The following is a 14,516-nucleotide window of genomic DNA, read 5'->3' as shown; positions in this document are numbered from 1 at the left end:
GTCCCCGGGCTGGCGGGCGCGGTCGGCGGACTGGCGGGCGGCGCGGTCGGTCGGGCGCCCCGACCGGGCGGCGCCGGGCTCGGCGCCTCTCCCGCGGTCGGCACGTGCCTGGGCGGACCGCTCCCGGCCCGCGGCGCTGCCTGACCCAGGCGGCCGGTACTCCACGCCCTGCTCCTCCCCGTCGGCGGCGCGCGGCACGCCGTCGCGCACGTCGTGTCGAAAGCGGCGGCCGTCCTGCCCCATCTTCGGAACAGACGCGAACAGGGCCGCCCAGGTTGTCCGTACTGTGACATACGATTCCGGGGAGCTTGCCACGGCACGGGCTCAGCCGGGCACCCCGGAACCCCCGTTCACCCGTGCCGGTCGCCGCGACACCGGCTCCGAGCTGCCCGGACGCCCCGAACCGCGCCGCGGCCACGCCGTGCCCACCGCCGCCAGCAGCGCCACGCCGATGGTGATCGAGTGCACAGCGGTGCCGGTGTCGCTGACCGTGGTGACCATCGGCGGCACGCAGGCCACCGCCGCCAGCAGCCACGGCCACGGCGTCCCGCCGGTGCCCACCCGCACCGAGTGCAGCAGGTACCAGCCCAGCAGCAGGTGGATCACCCCCGCCATCGGGTCCATCGGCATCCCCAGCACCACCGCGCCGTGCCCGGTGCCGGTCAGCCCGGTCACCGCGAACCCGACGATGCCCAGCGCGCCGTAGGCGGTGCCCAGCGTCGCGGCCACCACTTCCCAGCGGCTGCCCCGGCGCGGGTGCTCCGCCACCGGCTCCGGGGTGTGCCGGTGCCGCTCGAACAGCAGGAACGCGAGCGCCGTGGGCACCGCAAGCAGCCCGATCGCGGCCAGCGTGCGCGGTGTGGGCACCCACCCGGCGGCCCGGGTCCAGCGCAGCGCGCCGACCACCCCGGCCAGCAGCAGCAGCGCGCACAGGTACACCAGGTAGACCGTCATCGGCGCCGACCGGGCGAAGCGCACCGCCCGCACCGCCGCCCCGCGCGCCACCGCCCGCACCCCGGCCGGGCCCGGCGCCACCACCAGGCACACCTGGGCCAGCCCGAGCAGCAGCACCGCGGGCGCGGAGGGCACGAAGCTGGCCGTTTCGGCGGGTTCGGCGATCAGGCCGGGGGAGTGGCCGAGGACCGCGGTCAGCAGCACCAGCCCGAGCAGCGCGCCCGCGGCGACCACCGCGGGCACCCGCCTGCCCGGCCGCCACAGCGTGCCGTCGGCGTAGAGGAACGAAAGCTGCCCGAAGAACAGCGCCAGCACGATCCCGCCGAGGTGCGCGGCGACCGAGCCGGACCCGGCGACCGCGAGCCCGGCGACACCCGCGGCCAGGGCGGCCGGGGTGAGCAGCGGCGCCCGCTCGTGCGCCCACTGCGCGACCGGGGCCGCGCCGACCACCAGCAGGTACAGCCCGAGCAGCCACAGCGGCTGCGCGACGAGCCTGCCGAAGGCGGCCACCACCGCGTCCGGGGCGTCGAGCAGGTCCAGCGACAGCGGCACCACTAGCCAGGCGGTGACGAACGCCAGCACCGGCCGGATCAGCCAGGACACCCGCCGCGCCAGGTACCCGCCGTAGCCGGTGCCCGCCGCCCGCGCCGCGCGCCAGGCCAGCAGGTTGGAGTTGCCGCCCGCGAAGAAGAACAGCGGCACCAGTTGCAGCAGCCAGGTCACCGGCCACAGGTCGGCCACCGGCACCGACAGCAGCGGGCCGAACGCCAGCACCGACTCCGCCAGCACGACCCCGCTCAGGCTCAGCAGCCGCACCAGGCCCAGGTAGGCGGCCCGGTCGCCCTCGGCCTCGGTCAGCGGGTGCGCGTCCTCGCGCGGCACCCGGCGCCGGGCGAACGCGGGCACCCGCACCGCCAGCAGCAGCACCACCACCAGCGCCGCCATCGCCCACCCGCCCATCGGCTCGCTCACCGGCGGGCCCCAGCGCTGGTGCCAGGAGTTGGCCACCAGGCCCGCGGAGTACAGCGAGGCGACCACCCGGCAGGTGCCGCCGGAGCCGCGCGGGTTCAGCTCGCACTGCCGGTGCATGTCCGCCGAGAGCCGCGCGTCGAGGTCGCGGCGCGCGTCCGGGGGCAGCGGCTGCCCCTTGGCCGCGGCGTAGCGCAGCAGGTCGTAGCCCAGGTCGTGGGCCTTGCAGCCGACCGAGAAGTCCCACCGGGTGTCGTCGTCGCCCCACGGGGTCGAGCAGCCGCCGTCGACGTGCACCGACCGGGTGGTGCCGTCGGGGGCGGGGAGCCGGTCGGGCACCACGCCCACCACGGCGGTGAAGTCGGCGGGCAGCTCGGTCAGCGGGTCGCGGCCGGAACCGGGGTGCAGCAGGGCGTCCACCGCGGTCGCCGCGCGGGCGACGTCGCCGGTGGGCGGGTGGTCGGCCGGGGCGGGGGAGCGGGAGGCGACCACCGCGAACCCGGCGGCGACCAGCACGACCAGCACCAGCCAGCCCAGCCGGGACCGGACCCGGCGCCCAGCCGGATCCCGCTCGGGCGGCGCTTCGCCGCTCATCGCCGGATGGTCATGTGTCGAGTGCCGCCCCCACCTCCGGGAGGCTACCGGTGGCCGGTTCCCGGCTCCTGCCGAGTTCGCCCCCACGCGGACCGCGGGCGGCAACCCCCGACGGGAAGAACCCCACGGCCCGCGTGGCGCGGCGCACCCCCAGAACGCCGCGCCACGAATGGGTCCGCCCGCGCGCGTGAAAGCGCGGACCGGACCCGACGACACACGCTAGTGTCCACACCTGGCAACGGTTCTGTACTGCCGCGGCGACCGGGGCCGGCTTGTGATCATGGCCTCCACCTGCGACGACCACGTTTTTCGGTGCGCTATCTTCGGCGCGGGCGGCAACTTCGGCCGCCGGTGGCGGCAAGAGCCCCCGCGCAGGCGGAAAGGACGCGATGGACCCCGGTGCCCCCGGCTCGTTCGGCGCTGCGGTGCGCGCGCACCGGCTGCGCGCCGGGCTGACCCAGGGCGAGCTGGCCGCCCGGTCCGGGCTCAGCGTGCGCGCGCTGCGCTACATCGAGCGCGGCGGCGTCGGCAGGCCGAGGACGGAATCGGTGCGCAGGCTCGCCGCCGCCGTCGGCGTCTCCCCGGACGCCCTCGACGCCCGCACCGAGGCGGCCCCGGCCCTGCGGCTGGGGGTGCTCGGCGCGTTCAGCGTCGCCCACGGCGGGCAGCAGTTGCGGCCGGGCGCGGTCAAGCAGCGGTCCCTGCTGGCCCTGCTCGCGCTCAACGCCAACCACCGGGTCTCGCACGAGGAGATCGTCGACGTGCTCTGGGGCGAGGACCCGCCCGCGAGCTGCCTGGGCCTGGTCCACACCTACGTCTCCCGGCTGCGCCGCACCCTGGACCCCGGCGGCCGCTCGATCGCCTCGGTCCCCGGCGGCTACCGGCTCGGCGCCACCCCCGAGCAGCTCGACCTGCTCCGCTTCGAGGAGCTGGTCGCCAGGGCCCGCACCGCCGACGGGGCCGCCGCCGCGGACCTGCACGCCGAGGCGCTGGCCTGCTGGCGCGGTCCGGTGCTGGCCGACCTGCCCGAGCGGCTGCGCGGGCACCCGACCGCGGTGGCGCTGGGGGTGTGCCGCAAGGCGACCGCGCTCACCTACGCCGACCTGGCGCTGCCGCTGGGCGAGCACGCGGGCGTGGTCGGCGCCCTGCGCGCGCTGATCCCCGACGAGCCGCTGCACGAGGGCCTGCACGCCCGGCTGATGCTGGGCCTGGCGGGCACCGGCGAGCAGGCCGAGGCGCTGCGGGTGTTCACCGACCTGCGCGCCCGCCTCGACGAGGACCTCGGCGTCGAACCGGGTCGGGAGGTGCGGGAGGCGCACCTGCGGGTGCTGCGCGCCCAGCCGCCGCGACCCGACCCGGAGACCCCGCCGGGGCCACCGGTCCCGGCGCAGCTTCCCGCCGAGTCGCCCGGGTTCGTCGGCCGCGACACCTCCCTGGCCGACCTCGACGCCCTGCTCGACCGGGTCGACACCGGGGTGGTCCTGGTCGCGGTGTCCGGCACGGCCGGGGTCGGCAAGACCGCGCTGGCGCTGCGCTGGGCGCACCGCGCCCGCGGCCGCTTCCCCGACGGGCAGCTCTGCGTGAACCTGCGCGGGTACGCCAAGGGCACGCCGCTGAGCACCCACCAGGTCCTCGTCCGGTTCCTGCACGCGCTGGGCGTGCCGCCGGAGCGGGTCCCGGTCGACACCGACGAGGCGGCGGGGCTGTACCGCACCCTGCTCACCGGCAGGCGGGTCCTGGTCGTGCTCGACAACGCCGCCACCGCCGAGCAGGTCCGCCCGCTGCTGCCCGGCTCGCCCGGCTGCCTGGTGCTGGTCACCAGCCGCGACCGGCTCACCGGCCTCACCGCCCAGGACGGCGCGCACCAGCTCCCGCTGGACGTGCTCGGCCCGGCCGAGGCGGTGCAACTGCTGGGGCGGATGGTCGGCTCGGCCCGGCTGCGCCGCGAGCCCGAGGCCACCGCCGAGATGGTCGGGGTGTGCGGGCACCTGCCGCTGGCGCTGCGCATCGCGGGCGCGAACCTGGCCGTGCGGCCGCTGGTGAGCATCGCCGACTACACCCGCGAGCTGCGCGACCGCGGCAGGCTCACCGGGCTGGCCGTCACCGGCGACGAGTCCGCCGCCGTGCGCGCCGCGTTCGACCTGTCCTACGCCAAGCTCGCCCCGGGCGCGCGCAGGCTGTTCCGGCTGCTCGGGCTGGTGCCCGGCGCCGACCTGACCCCGGCCGCCGCGGCGGCCCTGGGCGGCCTGCCGGTGCCCGAGGCGGCGCGGCTGCTGCGGGTGCTGCACCACGGCAACCTGATCCGCGAGCAGAGCCGCGGCCGCTACGCCCTGCACGACCTGCTGCGCGACTACGCCAAGGACCGCGCCGAGGACAGTGCGACGGACGGCGCGGGAGGCGGTGCGGGCGCCGATGAGCACACCGCCGCGCTGGTGGCGCTGTTCGACCACTACCTGCGCGAGGTCGAGGCCCACAGCGCCGTGCTGTGGCGGGTCGGGCTGCCCCGCCCCGCAGGCGCCGAGGACACCGCCCTGGCCTGGCTCGACGCCGAACTGGGCAACCTGGTCGCCGCCGCCACCGAGGCCACCGGCCTGGGCCTGCCCCGGTACGCGTGGCGCTTCGCCGAGGCGCTGCGGGCGTTCTTCTTCAACCGCGGCCACGGCGCCGACGGGCTCGCCGTGGGCCGCGCCGCCCTGGCCGCCGCCCGCTCCTGCGCCGACGTCGACGCCGAGGCCTCCGTGCACGACCTGCTCGGGCTGATCCACTGCAACCTCAGCGACTACGCCGCCGCCATCGAGCACCACGGGTGGGCGCTGGAGCTGAGCCAGGGCACCGGCAACCGGGTGGTCGAGGCGGGCGCCCTGCACAACCTGGGCCGCGCGCACTCCCAGCTCGGGCAGCCCGCGCAGGCCTCGGCGTTCTACGAGCGGTCGCTGGAGCTCAACCGGGCCATCGGCAACCGGTTCGGCGAGGCGGGCGCCCTGCACTACCTGGGGGTCGCCGCGCTGTCGCTGGGCAGGCCCGAGGAGGCCCTGGCCCGGCACACCGAGGCCCTGGAGCTGAGCACCAGGGTCGGGCACCGGCACGTGCAGGCCGCCGCCTGCCAGGGGCTGGGCCTGGCGCACTGGGCGATGGGCGACCTGCCCAGGGCCACCGAGCGCTACCGGCACGCGCTGTCGGTGTGCAGGCGCTACGGCTACCGCCACGGCGAGGTCAGCATGCTGGTCTGCCTGGCCGAGACCGGCTGCGACGCGGGTGACCACGCCGCGGCCGCGGCCCAGGTCCGGCACGCGCTGGAGGCCAACCGGCAACTGGGGGAGCGGCGGCACGAGGTGAGCTGCCTGGACATCCTGGGCACCATCGCCCAGCGCACCGGCGAGTGGTCGGCCGCGGCGGACCACTACGCCAAGGCGCTGGACCTGGCCCGCGAGATCCGCTTCGGCTACGGCGAGGCCTCGGTGCTCACCGGCCTGTGCGCGCTGGCCCGCCGCACCGGCGACCCGCGCGCCGCCATCCACCACGGCTTCGGCGCCCTGGCCCTGATGCGCGACACCGGGATGCGGCTGCTGGAGGCCCGCGCCCTCACCGAGCTGGCGCACGCCCACCTCGACGCGGGCGAGCCGGACTCCGCGGGCGACCACGTCGAGCGCGGCCTGTCGGTGGCGGCGCGCTCCGGGCAGCGCCTGGCCGAGGCGCGGGCCAGGCACGTGCGCGCGCTCATCCGCCAGCACGGCGGCGACCGCCGGGGCGCGGTGGTCGACTGGCGGGCGGCGCTGCCGGTGTTCGAGGGCCTCGCGGTCCCCGAGGCCGACCACGTCCGGGCGCTGCTGGCCGCCTTCGCCGCCGACTGACCGGCTCCGCGCGTCCCCGGATCGGGTGACGGTGGGCACCGTTCAACGCAAAGCGAGCGACCAGTCCGTGGTTCCGCTGGGCCGAACGGCTGACACCGCGTTCGGCGCACCGGCCGCGCCGCTCGGCGCGACCGGGCTGCCCCCGGGGTCGCGCTCACCGAGACTGACCCCGCAGGTGGCGGTCGCTCGACCGCCGAGGCCGCCGGGAGCCCCCGGCGCGGATTCGGGGCCTGCGAAGGGGAGCACGACGATGAGCACTCTGGACGGCGGCATTCTCGGCGGCAGCACTCTCGACGGCAAGGCGGTCGTGGTGACCGGGGCCGGCCGGGGGCTGGGGGCGGCGTTCGCCGCGCACCTGGCCGGGGCGGGGGCCGCGGTCGTGGTCAACGACGTCGACCACGAGGCGGCCCGGCAGGTGGCCGCGGGCATCCGCGCGGACGGCGGGGCGGTGGTGGCCAGCGGCCACTCGGTCGCCGACCCGGAGCAGGCCGAGGCGATCGTGGACCTGTGCGCCCGCGAGTTCGGCGCGGTCGACGGGCTGGTCAACAACGCGGGCCTCAACCACGAGGCGCTGCCCTGGGACGACGACCCGGCGCGGGTCCGCGCCCTGGTCGAGGTGAACGTCCTCGGCGTGCTCTACACCGGCATGGCGGCCATCCGCCGCATGCGCGCCGCGGGCCGCGGCGGGGCGATCGTCAACATCTCCTCCGGCGCCTCGCTCGGTCAGCGGACCCTGGGGGCGTACGCGGCGAGCAAGGGCGCGGTCTCCTCGCTGACCTACTCGTGGGCGCTCGACCTGGAGGAGTGCGGGATCCGGGTCAACGCGGTCTGCCCGCTCGCCTACACCAGGATGGTGTGGACCTCCGAGCGCGCCTCGCGGGTGACCGGCCCGGACCGCACGCCGGACCTGGTCGCGCCGCTGGTCCACTTCCTGCTCGACGACCGCTCCGCGGGCATCACCGGGCAGGTGGTGCGCTGCACCGGCACGGAGCTGCACGTGGTGGGCAGGCCGCACTTCAAGGCCCCGATCCTGCGCCGCGACGAGTGGGACCTCGACAGCGTCGACCGGGCGTTCACCGAGGTGCTCGGCGGGCACCTGGAGCCCTACGGGCTGGAGAAGCGGCTGCCGCCCAGGCTGCGCAAGTGGCTCACGCCCGCCTGATCGAATTGTTGAAGACTAAATATCTTGTCGGGCGCGACGTATCCTTCCCCTGAGGGCACCGTTCCGAGGGGAGAAGGAGGGCCGCGGCGTTGGTCCGGCACGCACGCGGGCGCACCACCCCCACGGGCGGGGGTGCGGCCACCGGCCCCGGGGGCGCGTCGGCGCACGGGGTCACCAGTCGCGGCTGCGCATCGGTCCCACCTCCCGCGGATCACCCACCGGGCCCGACGCCCGAGGGGGTCGACGACCACACCCCGGCGGCGCCGGGGAGCCGGACCGCAGCTTCGGGCACCGGGGTGACCGCCGTCAAACCGCCGACCGGGTTGTGGTCGCTGCCGCGGCCCGCGATCGCCTACATCCTGGTGTTCGAACTCCTCACCGCGGTGGCGCTGGCGGCGGCGCTGCTCGCCGACCGGCAGGCGGCCGCGGCGGACTGGCGCCGCTGCGGCGCGCTGGTGCTCGCCGGGGCGGCGCACCTGTGGCTGTCCCGACGCACCGAGGAGGCCCGCCGGGACAACCGCGGCGGCCCGCACGTCGACACCTCGGTCGTGTGGATCCTGCCCGCCATGGTCCTGCTGCCCGCGTGGATGGCGGTGCTGTCGATGCTGCTGCTGCGCGTGCAGCTCTACCCGGTCGCCCGCCGCCCCCTCTACCGGTTCACCTTCGGCACCGCGGGCATCCTGCTGCCCGCGCTGGCGTCGCTGGCGGTGGTCCGGGTGTCCGGTCTGGACGTGCTGCACCGCTTCTCCCTGGGCGAGTTCCTGGTCCTGCTCACCGCGGCGGCGGTCTACTTCGCACTCAACGCCGCCGCCATCGCGGGCGTGATCGCCCTGTCCACCCCCCACCCCACCCGCACCCAGGTCACCGGCACCCGCCGCGACAACGCCATGGCCGCCCTCACGGTCAGCCTGGGCGTCCTCGTCGCCCTGGCGGTGGCGCACGCCTGGGTGGCGCCCCTGCTGGTCGTCCCCCTCCTGTGCGCCCTCGACTGGGGGGCGTTGCAGATGGAGAACCTCCGCGGCGACTCCCGCACCGACGACAAGACCGACCTGCTGAACTCGCGGGGCTGGCACGAGCAGGTCGACCGCGAACTCGTCCGGGCCCGCCGCCGGGGCACCCCGGTGGCGGTGGCGGTCCTCGACCTGGACCACTTCAAGCAGGTGAACGACACGTGGGGCCACCCGGCGGGCGACGCGGTCCTGCGCGCGGTCGGCGCGGTCCTGCACGAGACCACCCGCCAGGGCGACATCGTCGGCCGCTTCGGCGGCGAGGAGTTCGTCCTGCTCCTGCCGGACACCGACGCCGCCCAGGCCGCCCACGTGGCCGAGCGCGTCCGCCGCGGGGTGGCCGCCATGCACGTCCCGGCCAAGGACAAGCGGGGCAACCCGGTCACCATCACCGCCCGCACGACCTCGATCGGCGTGGCTGCCGCCCCCGCCCCCACCACCACCCTGGAAGCGCTGCTCCGCCAGGCCGACGCGGCGGTCTACGAGGCGAAGAGCACCGGCCGCAACCGCATCCGCGTCGCCCCCTGACCGGACCGGCACAGCGCCGCGCGGGCGGGTCGCGGTCATCGGACGTTAACGTGTGCGTCACCCGCTTTTCCGGTTTCCGAATGGAGCACCCTTCGGGGAGGGAGTCTCTCGGTGGACCTGACCGTGCTGGTCCCGCTCGTCGTCGTCACGGCCCTCGTCTTCGACTTCACCAACGGCTTCCACGACACCGCGAACGCCATGGCCACGTCGATCGCCACCGGCGCGCTGCGGCCGAAGGTGGCGGTGGCGCTGTCCGCGGTCCTCAACCTGGTGGGGGCGTTCCTGTCGGTAGAGGTGGCCAAGACGATCTCCGGGGGGTTGGTCGACGACGCCGCGATCACCCCCGAGGTGGTCTTCGGCGGCCTGATCGGCGCCATCGTGTGGAACCTGCTGACCTGGTACGTCGGCCTGCCGTCGAGTTCCTCGCACGCCCTGTTCGGCGGGCTGGTCGGGGCCACCTGGGTGGCCGCGGGCAGCGACGCGGTGCACTTCGCCAAGCTGGTGGAGAAAGTGCTGGTGCCCGCGGTGGCGGCGCCGGTGGTCGCCGGGGTCGCGGGCGGGATCGCCACCTACCTGGCCTTCCGGATCACCCGCCGGGCCACCGCGAGCCGCACACCCCGGGGGTTCCGGATCGGGCAGATCGCCTCGGCCTCGCTGCTGTCGCTGGCGCACGGCACGAACGACGCGCAGAAGACCATGGGGATCATCACGCTGACGCTGATCAGCGCAGGCAACCTGCCGACCGGCTCCGGACCGCCGACCTGGGTGATCGTCAGCGCCGGGCTCGCCATCGCCGCGGGCACCTACCTCGGCGGGTGGCGGATCATCCGCACCCTGGGCCGCGGCATCACCGACATCGGCGCCCCGCAGGGCTTCGCCGCGCAGACCAGCGCCACCGCGGTGATCCTGACCTCCTCGCACCTGGGCATCGCGCTGTCGACCACGCACGTGTGCTCCGGCGGCATCCTCGGCGCCGGGCTGGGCACCCCGCAGGCGGTGGTGCGGTGGGGCACGGCCGGGCGGATGGTGCTGGCCTGGCTGATCACCCTGCCCGCCGCCGGGGCCGCGGGCGCGCTCGCTGGCGTGGTCGCGGAATCCGGGGCGGTCGGCACGGCCGCGGTCGCCGTGCTGGGGGCGGCGTTCGGCGGTGCGGTCTTCCTGCTGTCGCGCCGCGACGCGGTCAGCGCGCACAACGTCAACGACATCCCGGTGGAGCCGATCAGCGAATCCGCCACGTCCGCCGCGGGGGGTCACCGGTGAACTGGGCGTCCCTCGGCGAGGTGGTCCTCGCCGCGCTGGGCACCGGGATCGGCGCGGTGGTGCTGTTCGCGCTGGGGGTGCGCGGCTGGTCCGACCACGCCGACGCCCGGCAGGCGGGCGGCGCCAGCGCGCTGGGGCTGGGCCTGGCGGTGGTCAGCTTCGCGCTGTGCGTGGCCCTCGTCGGCGTCGGCATCTGGGTCATCGTGGCGAAGTGAGCCTGCGGCGGCGCACCACGCCGTAGGCGAGCAGCCCGAGGAACACCCCGGTCACCGCCCCGATGGAGGCGAGGATCAGGCCCGTCTGCACCTGCACCGCGGTGGGGGTCACCCCCGCGGCCAGCGTGCGCGTCACCCCGACCACCGACTGGTCGGCGACGTTCGCCATGCCGCGCAGCGCGTTGCCCGCCGCCAGCGCCCCGGCCGCCACGACGACCCCGGTCACCGGCAGCCACGGGCGGCGGGCGGGCGCGAAGCGGGCGGGCACCGGCGCGGGTTCGGCGCCGCGCAGGTACCGGGCGCACCACCAGAGCACGACGGCCATCCCGGCGACGCTGCTGCCCAGTTGCAGGAACTGGTAGACCGGCATGTCGGTCCACAGCGACCCGGCCAGCCACGGCAGCCGCACCACGGCGAACCCGTCGTGGTGGGTGAACGCGTCCCACACCAGGTGCGTCACCCCGCCGACGAGGACCGACACCACCAGCACCGGGCTCGGCCGCGGCGGCCGGGCGACCGCGACGACCCGCTCCCGGACCCACTGCGGCGCCAGCGACACCAGCGCCGGGACGGCGAACGCGTGGAACAGCGCGAGCAGCGCCAGGGCCAGCGGCAGGTCGACGACCACCAGCCCGAGCGGGCTGTGCGTGAAGTCCCCGCCGAGCGGGCGCAGCGCCACGAAGTACGTCAGGTCCGGCGACAGGGACCCCACCACCAGTCCCGAGGCCACCAGCGGCTTCCTGGCCAGTGGCAGCACGGCGGCGGGGTGCGCGAGCGTGAACGGCATGCCCCCGACGATCCCCGCGCGGTGTGGACCGCGCGCGCCCGGCGGGTGAAGTTCCCGTGGAGATCGCGCCCGCGGCGGGGTCAGACCGGCGGCACGATGCCCGCGAAGTGCCCCACCGTCTCGCAGTGCGCGCACGGCCGCCCGTTGTCGACGGTCCGGGGGGTGCCCCCGATGATCGCCAGCTTCGGGTCGGCGATCATGCCGCCGCCACCGCAGTACTGGCACACCGTGTGCACCTCGGCCGGAACCTCCAGCTCCGACTCCTCGCCCTCGTTCATCCGCACTCCTCGCCTGTGGCTCCCGATCCTCGCACCCGCCGCGCGGGCCGTCCGCACGCCATCCCACCGCCACCCGATTTGTCCCGGTCGGCGGGCGTGATCACGGCCACGGTGCCCGCGCCGCCACCGTCGCGGGTTCAGGTGTCACCCGGTTGGGCACCCCACCCCCGAACGGGAGGGGATGGGCTTGGCGGTCGAGGGTGCGCGCGGGTCGCCGCGCCGTGCGCGGGCGCGCGGGCGGCGCCGGGCGCGGGGGTTGTTGGCCGCCATCGGCGCGGGCGGGGTGCTGGCCGCGGTCCTGCTGATCCCCGAGCAGGTGATCTCCGGCACACCTGTTGCGCGCAGTGATCAGAACGGGGTGACCTCGGAACCCGGGCCGCCCGCCGCGAGCGGTGCCGCCCCGGTCGACGCGTGCGCGGGGGTGGTCGCGAGCCTGCCTCCCCGGCGGCAGCTCGCCCAGTTGTTGATCGTCGGGGTCGACCCGAAGGGCCCGGCCGCCGCGCTGGCGGCCGTCGGGCAGGAGCAGGTCGGGGGGATCTTCCTCGGCGGCAAGGCCACCGCGTTGCTGGTGGACGGGGGACTGGCCCCGGTGCGGGACGCTGCCGCGCTCCCGCTGACCGTGGCCGTCGACGACGAGGGCGGGCGGGTGCAGCGGGTCGACGCGCTCGACGGGGACCTGCCCAGCGCGCGGACGATGGCCGCGACCCTCTCCGAGCAGCAGGTGCGCGACCTCGCCCGCACCCGGGGGGAGCGGTTGCGGGCGCGCGGTGTGACGCTGGACTTCGCCCCGGTGGTCGACGTCGGCGACCAGCCGGGCGCGGCGGTGATCGGCGACCGGTCGTTCAGCTCGGACCCCGCCGTCGCCACCCGGTACGCCGGTGCCTTCGCCGCCGGGCTGCGGGACGCGGGCCTGCTGCCGGTGCTCAAGCACTTCCCCGGGCACGGCCGCGCCACCGGCGACTCCCACGTCACCGCCGTCACCACGCCGCCGCTGGAGCAGTTGCGCGCCGTCGACCTCGCCCCCTACCGCGACCTGCCCCGGGCGGGACAGGTCGCGGTGATGCTCGGCCACCTCACCGTCCCCGGCCTCACCGAAGGCGCCCCCGCCTCGCTCTCCCCCGCCGCCTACCGGTTGCTGCGCGGGGAACTGGGGTTCACCGGCCTCACCGTGACCGACGACCTGGGCTCCATGCGCGCCATCTCCGACCGCTACGACCTGCCCGAGGCGGTCCTGACCGCGCTCCAGGCCGGGGCCGACGTCCCGTTCTGGTCCTCCGGCGCGCGCCTGCCCCAGGTGCTCGACCGGCTCACGGCGGCGCTGGGCACCGGCGAACTCGCCCCCGCCCGGGTCACCGAGGCACTGGGCCGCGTGCTGCGCGCCAAGGCCGCCTGCTGAACCCGCTCGCGAAAGGACAGTGGAAAAGCAGAAGGCCCGTCCGGTGTGGACGGGCCTTCTGCTGTCTTGTGGTGCGCCGCCAGGGACTCGAACCCCGAACCCGCTGGTTAAGAGCCAGCTGCTCTGCCAGTTGAGCTAGCGGCGCTCGCCGGGAGAGCGTCTCTCCCGCTGACAGGGAAAAAGTTAGCACAGGCCCCCGGAAGGCCCAAAATCGGGGGGTCCCCCTGACTGTTTTTGGTGGTCCCCCACTCTTTCGGGTGAACGTCGGGCACACTGGTCACCCGGGTGAAGGACAAGCGGTGGGGGTAGGACATGACGAGGGGTCGGTGGGCGCGGGCGGTGCTCGCCTGTGTCGGGGTGGTGGCGTTGGCGGCGTGCACCGCTGAAGGGTCGACCACGCCGGGCGGGACACCGCCGGAGGCAGTGGCGACCGGTGGGCAGTCCGCCGCGCCGCCCGTTCCGCTGGCGCTGGCGCTCGCCCCGGCCGACCAGGCCGCCGGGGTGGCGCCGGGTGCCCCGGTGACGGTCACGGCCGCGGGCGGGAAGATCACCCAGGCCGCGGTGACCGGTGCCGACGGCAAGGTCGTCGCGGGCGCGCTGTCGGCCGACGGCGCGAGCTGGACGACCACCGAGGCGCTCGGCTACGGCAAGACCTACACCGCCACGGCCACCGCCGCCGACCCCGCGGGCAAGACGGCCACGTCGACCTCGACGTTCACCACCGTCAAGCCCGCCCGCCAGACCGCGCTGTCGATGAACCCGCTCGACGGGCAGGTCGTGGGCGTGGGCCAGCCGTTCGCGTTCTACTTCGACGCCGCCGTGGCCGACAAGGCCGCCGCCGAGAAGGCGATCACGGTCACCCCGACGCCCGCCGCGGAGGGCGCGTTCTACTGGTTCAGCGACAAAGAGGTGCACTGGCGGCCCAAGGAGTACCTGAAGCCGCACAGCACCGTGGCGATCAACGCCGCCATCTACGGCAAGGACCTGGGCAACGGCGTCTACGGCCGCGCCGACCGCACCGCCACCGTCACGGTGGGCGACTCGGTGATCGCCGTCGCCGACGGGGCCACCCACCAGATGACGGTGACCGTCAACGGGACCCCCGCCCGCACCATCCCGATCTCCCTGGGCAAGAAGGCCCACGAGACCCCGGTCGGCACCTACACGGTGATGAGCGAGCACACCGACTACACGATGGACTCCTCCACCTACGGCGTGCCCACGGACTCGGCCGCGGGCTACCGGACGAAGGTCGACGTGGCGAGCCGCATGTCCAACAGCGGCATCTTCTTCCACTCCGCGCCGTGGTCGGTGCGCGACCAGGGCGCGCGCAACGTCAGCCACGGGTGCATCAACATGTCGACCGAGAACGCCGCCTGGCTGCAGAGCATCTCCAACAAGGGCGACGTGATCGTGGTGCAGAACTCCGGCGGCCCGGTGCTCGAACCCTGGGACGGCCAGAGCGACTGGCAGATCCCGTGGGAGACGTGGAAGGCGGGCGGCAAGCGCTGACCG

Annotated in this window: 11 protein-coding genes and 1 tRNA gene; 7 read left to right on the top strand and 5 right to left on the bottom strand. The window is 75.8% G+C overall.

Going from position 1 to position 14,516, the window contains the following annotated elements; all coding sequences use genetic code 11:
* Together L6E12_RS15310 and L6E12_RS35105 are read right to left on the bottom strand one after the other, a co-directional pair.
* A partial coding sequence (locus L6E12_RS15310; protein WP_236228558.1) for a hypothetical protein occupies positions 1–243 on the bottom strand: 243 nt, incomplete at its 3' end.
* Positions 244–324: 81 nt separating this feature from the next.
* Positions 325–2,517 (bottom strand): phospholipase A2, encoded by a 2,193-nt coding sequence (locus L6E12_RS35105; RefSeq protein WP_304523884.1) that lies wholly within the window; start codon positions 2,515–2,517, stop codon positions 325–327.
* 389 nt (positions 2,518–2,906) lie between these two features.
* Here L6E12_RS35105 and L6E12_RS15300 point away from each other — a divergent pair, with 389 nt between their 5' ends.
* The 5 genes from L6E12_RS15300 (at position 2,907) to L6E12_RS15280 (ending at position 10,540) form a co-directional block, all read left to right on the top strand.
* On the top strand, positions 2,907–6,368 hold the full coding sequence (locus L6E12_RS15300) for a tetratricopeptide repeat protein (protein ID WP_236228557.1): 3,462 nt from the start codon (positions 2,907–2,909) through the stop codon (positions 6,366–6,368).
* Between the two features lie 250 nt (positions 6,369–6,618).
* On the top strand, positions 6,619–7,530 hold the full coding sequence (locus L6E12_RS15295; RefSeq protein WP_236228556.1) for an SDR family NAD(P)-dependent oxidoreductase: 912 nt from the start codon (positions 6,619–6,621) through the stop codon (positions 7,528–7,530).
* 296 nt (positions 7,531–7,826) lie between these two features.
* Entirely contained in the window at positions 7,827–9,065 is a 1,239-nt protein-coding gene (locus L6E12_RS35390; RefSeq protein ID WP_236228555.1) for a diguanylate cyclase, read from the top strand.
* Between the two features lie 111 nt (positions 9,066–9,176).
* Positions 9,177–10,325 carry an inorganic phosphate transporter gene (locus tag L6E12_RS15285; protein WP_236228554.1) on the top strand — a complete coding sequence of 383 codons (1,149 nt, stop codon included), beginning with the start codon at positions 9,177–9,179 and terminating at the stop codon, positions 10,323–10,325.
* Positions 10,322–10,540, top strand: a complete 219-nt coding sequence (locus tag L6E12_RS15280; RefSeq protein ID WP_236228553.1) for a hypothetical protein — start codon at positions 10,322–10,324, stop codon at positions 10,538–10,540. The genes L6E12_RS15285 and L6E12_RS15280 overlap by 4 nt, the downstream gene beginning before the upstream one ends.
* On the opposite strand, the gene L6E12_RS15275 is transcribed toward L6E12_RS15280, so the two are convergent.
* Together L6E12_RS15275 and L6E12_RS15270 are read right to left on the bottom strand one after the other, a co-directional pair.
* Positions 10,524–11,327, bottom strand: coding sequence for a DUF4184 family protein (locus L6E12_RS15275; RefSeq protein WP_236228552.1), 804 nt, complete (start codon positions 11,325–11,327; stop codon positions 10,524–10,526). The two genes, L6E12_RS15280 and L6E12_RS15275, sit on opposite strands and share 17 nt — an antisense overlap.
* An 80-nt stretch (positions 11,328–11,407) precedes the next feature.
* Entirely contained in the window at positions 11,408–11,605 is a 198-nt protein-coding gene (locus tag L6E12_RS15270) for a hypothetical protein (RefSeq protein ID WP_035278943.1), read from the bottom strand.
* A gap of 256 nt (positions 11,606–11,861) precedes the next feature.
* Between L6E12_RS15270 and L6E12_RS15265 the strand changes: the two genes are divergently transcribed.
* Complete coding sequence (locus tag L6E12_RS15265) at positions 11,862–13,001, top strand: glycoside hydrolase family 3 N-terminal domain-containing protein (protein WP_374201884.1); 1,140 nt, start codon at positions 11,862–11,864, stop codon at positions 12,999–13,001.
* Positions 13,002–13,070: 69 nt separating this feature from the next.
* On the opposite strand, the gene L6E12_RS15260 is transcribed toward L6E12_RS15265, so the two are convergent.
* Positions 13,071–13,146, bottom strand: a tRNA-Lys gene (locus L6E12_RS15260).
* A gap of 167 nt (positions 13,147–13,313) precedes the next feature.
* Between L6E12_RS15260 and L6E12_RS15255 the strand changes: the two genes are divergently transcribed.
* Positions 13,314–14,513, top strand: a complete 1,200-nt coding sequence (locus L6E12_RS15255; protein WP_236228550.1) for an Ig-like domain-containing protein — start codon at positions 13,314–13,316, stop codon at positions 14,511–14,513.
* The last annotated feature ends 3 nt before the right edge of the window (positions 14,514–14,516 follow it).

It is taken from the genome of Actinokineospora sp. PR83, from assembly GCF_021056305.1.
GTDB classification, from domain to species: domain Bacteria; phylum Actinomycetota; class Actinomycetes; order Mycobacteriales; family Pseudonocardiaceae; genus Actinokineospora; species Actinokineospora spheciospongiae.
This window is presented reverse-complemented; position numbering and strand designations above follow the sequence as displayed.

Bases quoted from the DNA above. Each gene is read 5' to 3' on its own strand.
- L6E12_RS35105 (WP_304523884.1), bottom strand. From the start codon at position 2,517: ATGAGCGGCGAAGCGCCGCCCGAGCGGGATCCGGCTGGGCGCCGGGTC.
- L6E12_RS15300 (WP_236228557.1), top strand. From the start codon at position 2,907: ATGGACCCCGGTGCCCCCGGCTCGTTCGGCGCTGCGGTGCGCGCGCAC.
- L6E12_RS15295 (WP_236228556.1), top strand. From the start codon at position 6,619: ATGAGCACTCTGGACGGCGGCATTCTCGGCGGCAGCACTCTCGACGGC.
- L6E12_RS15275 (WP_236228552.1), bottom strand. From the start codon at position 11,327: ATGCCGTTCACGCTCGCGCACCCCGCCGCCGTGCTGCCACTGGCCAGG.
- L6E12_RS15270 (WP_035278943.1), bottom strand. From the start codon at position 11,605: ATGAACGAGGGCGAGGAGTCGGAGCTGGAGGTTCCGGCCGAGGTGCAC.
- L6E12_RS15255 (WP_236228550.1), top strand. From the start codon at position 13,314: ATGACGAGGGGTCGGTGGGCGCGGGCGGTGCTCGCCTGTGTCGGGGTG.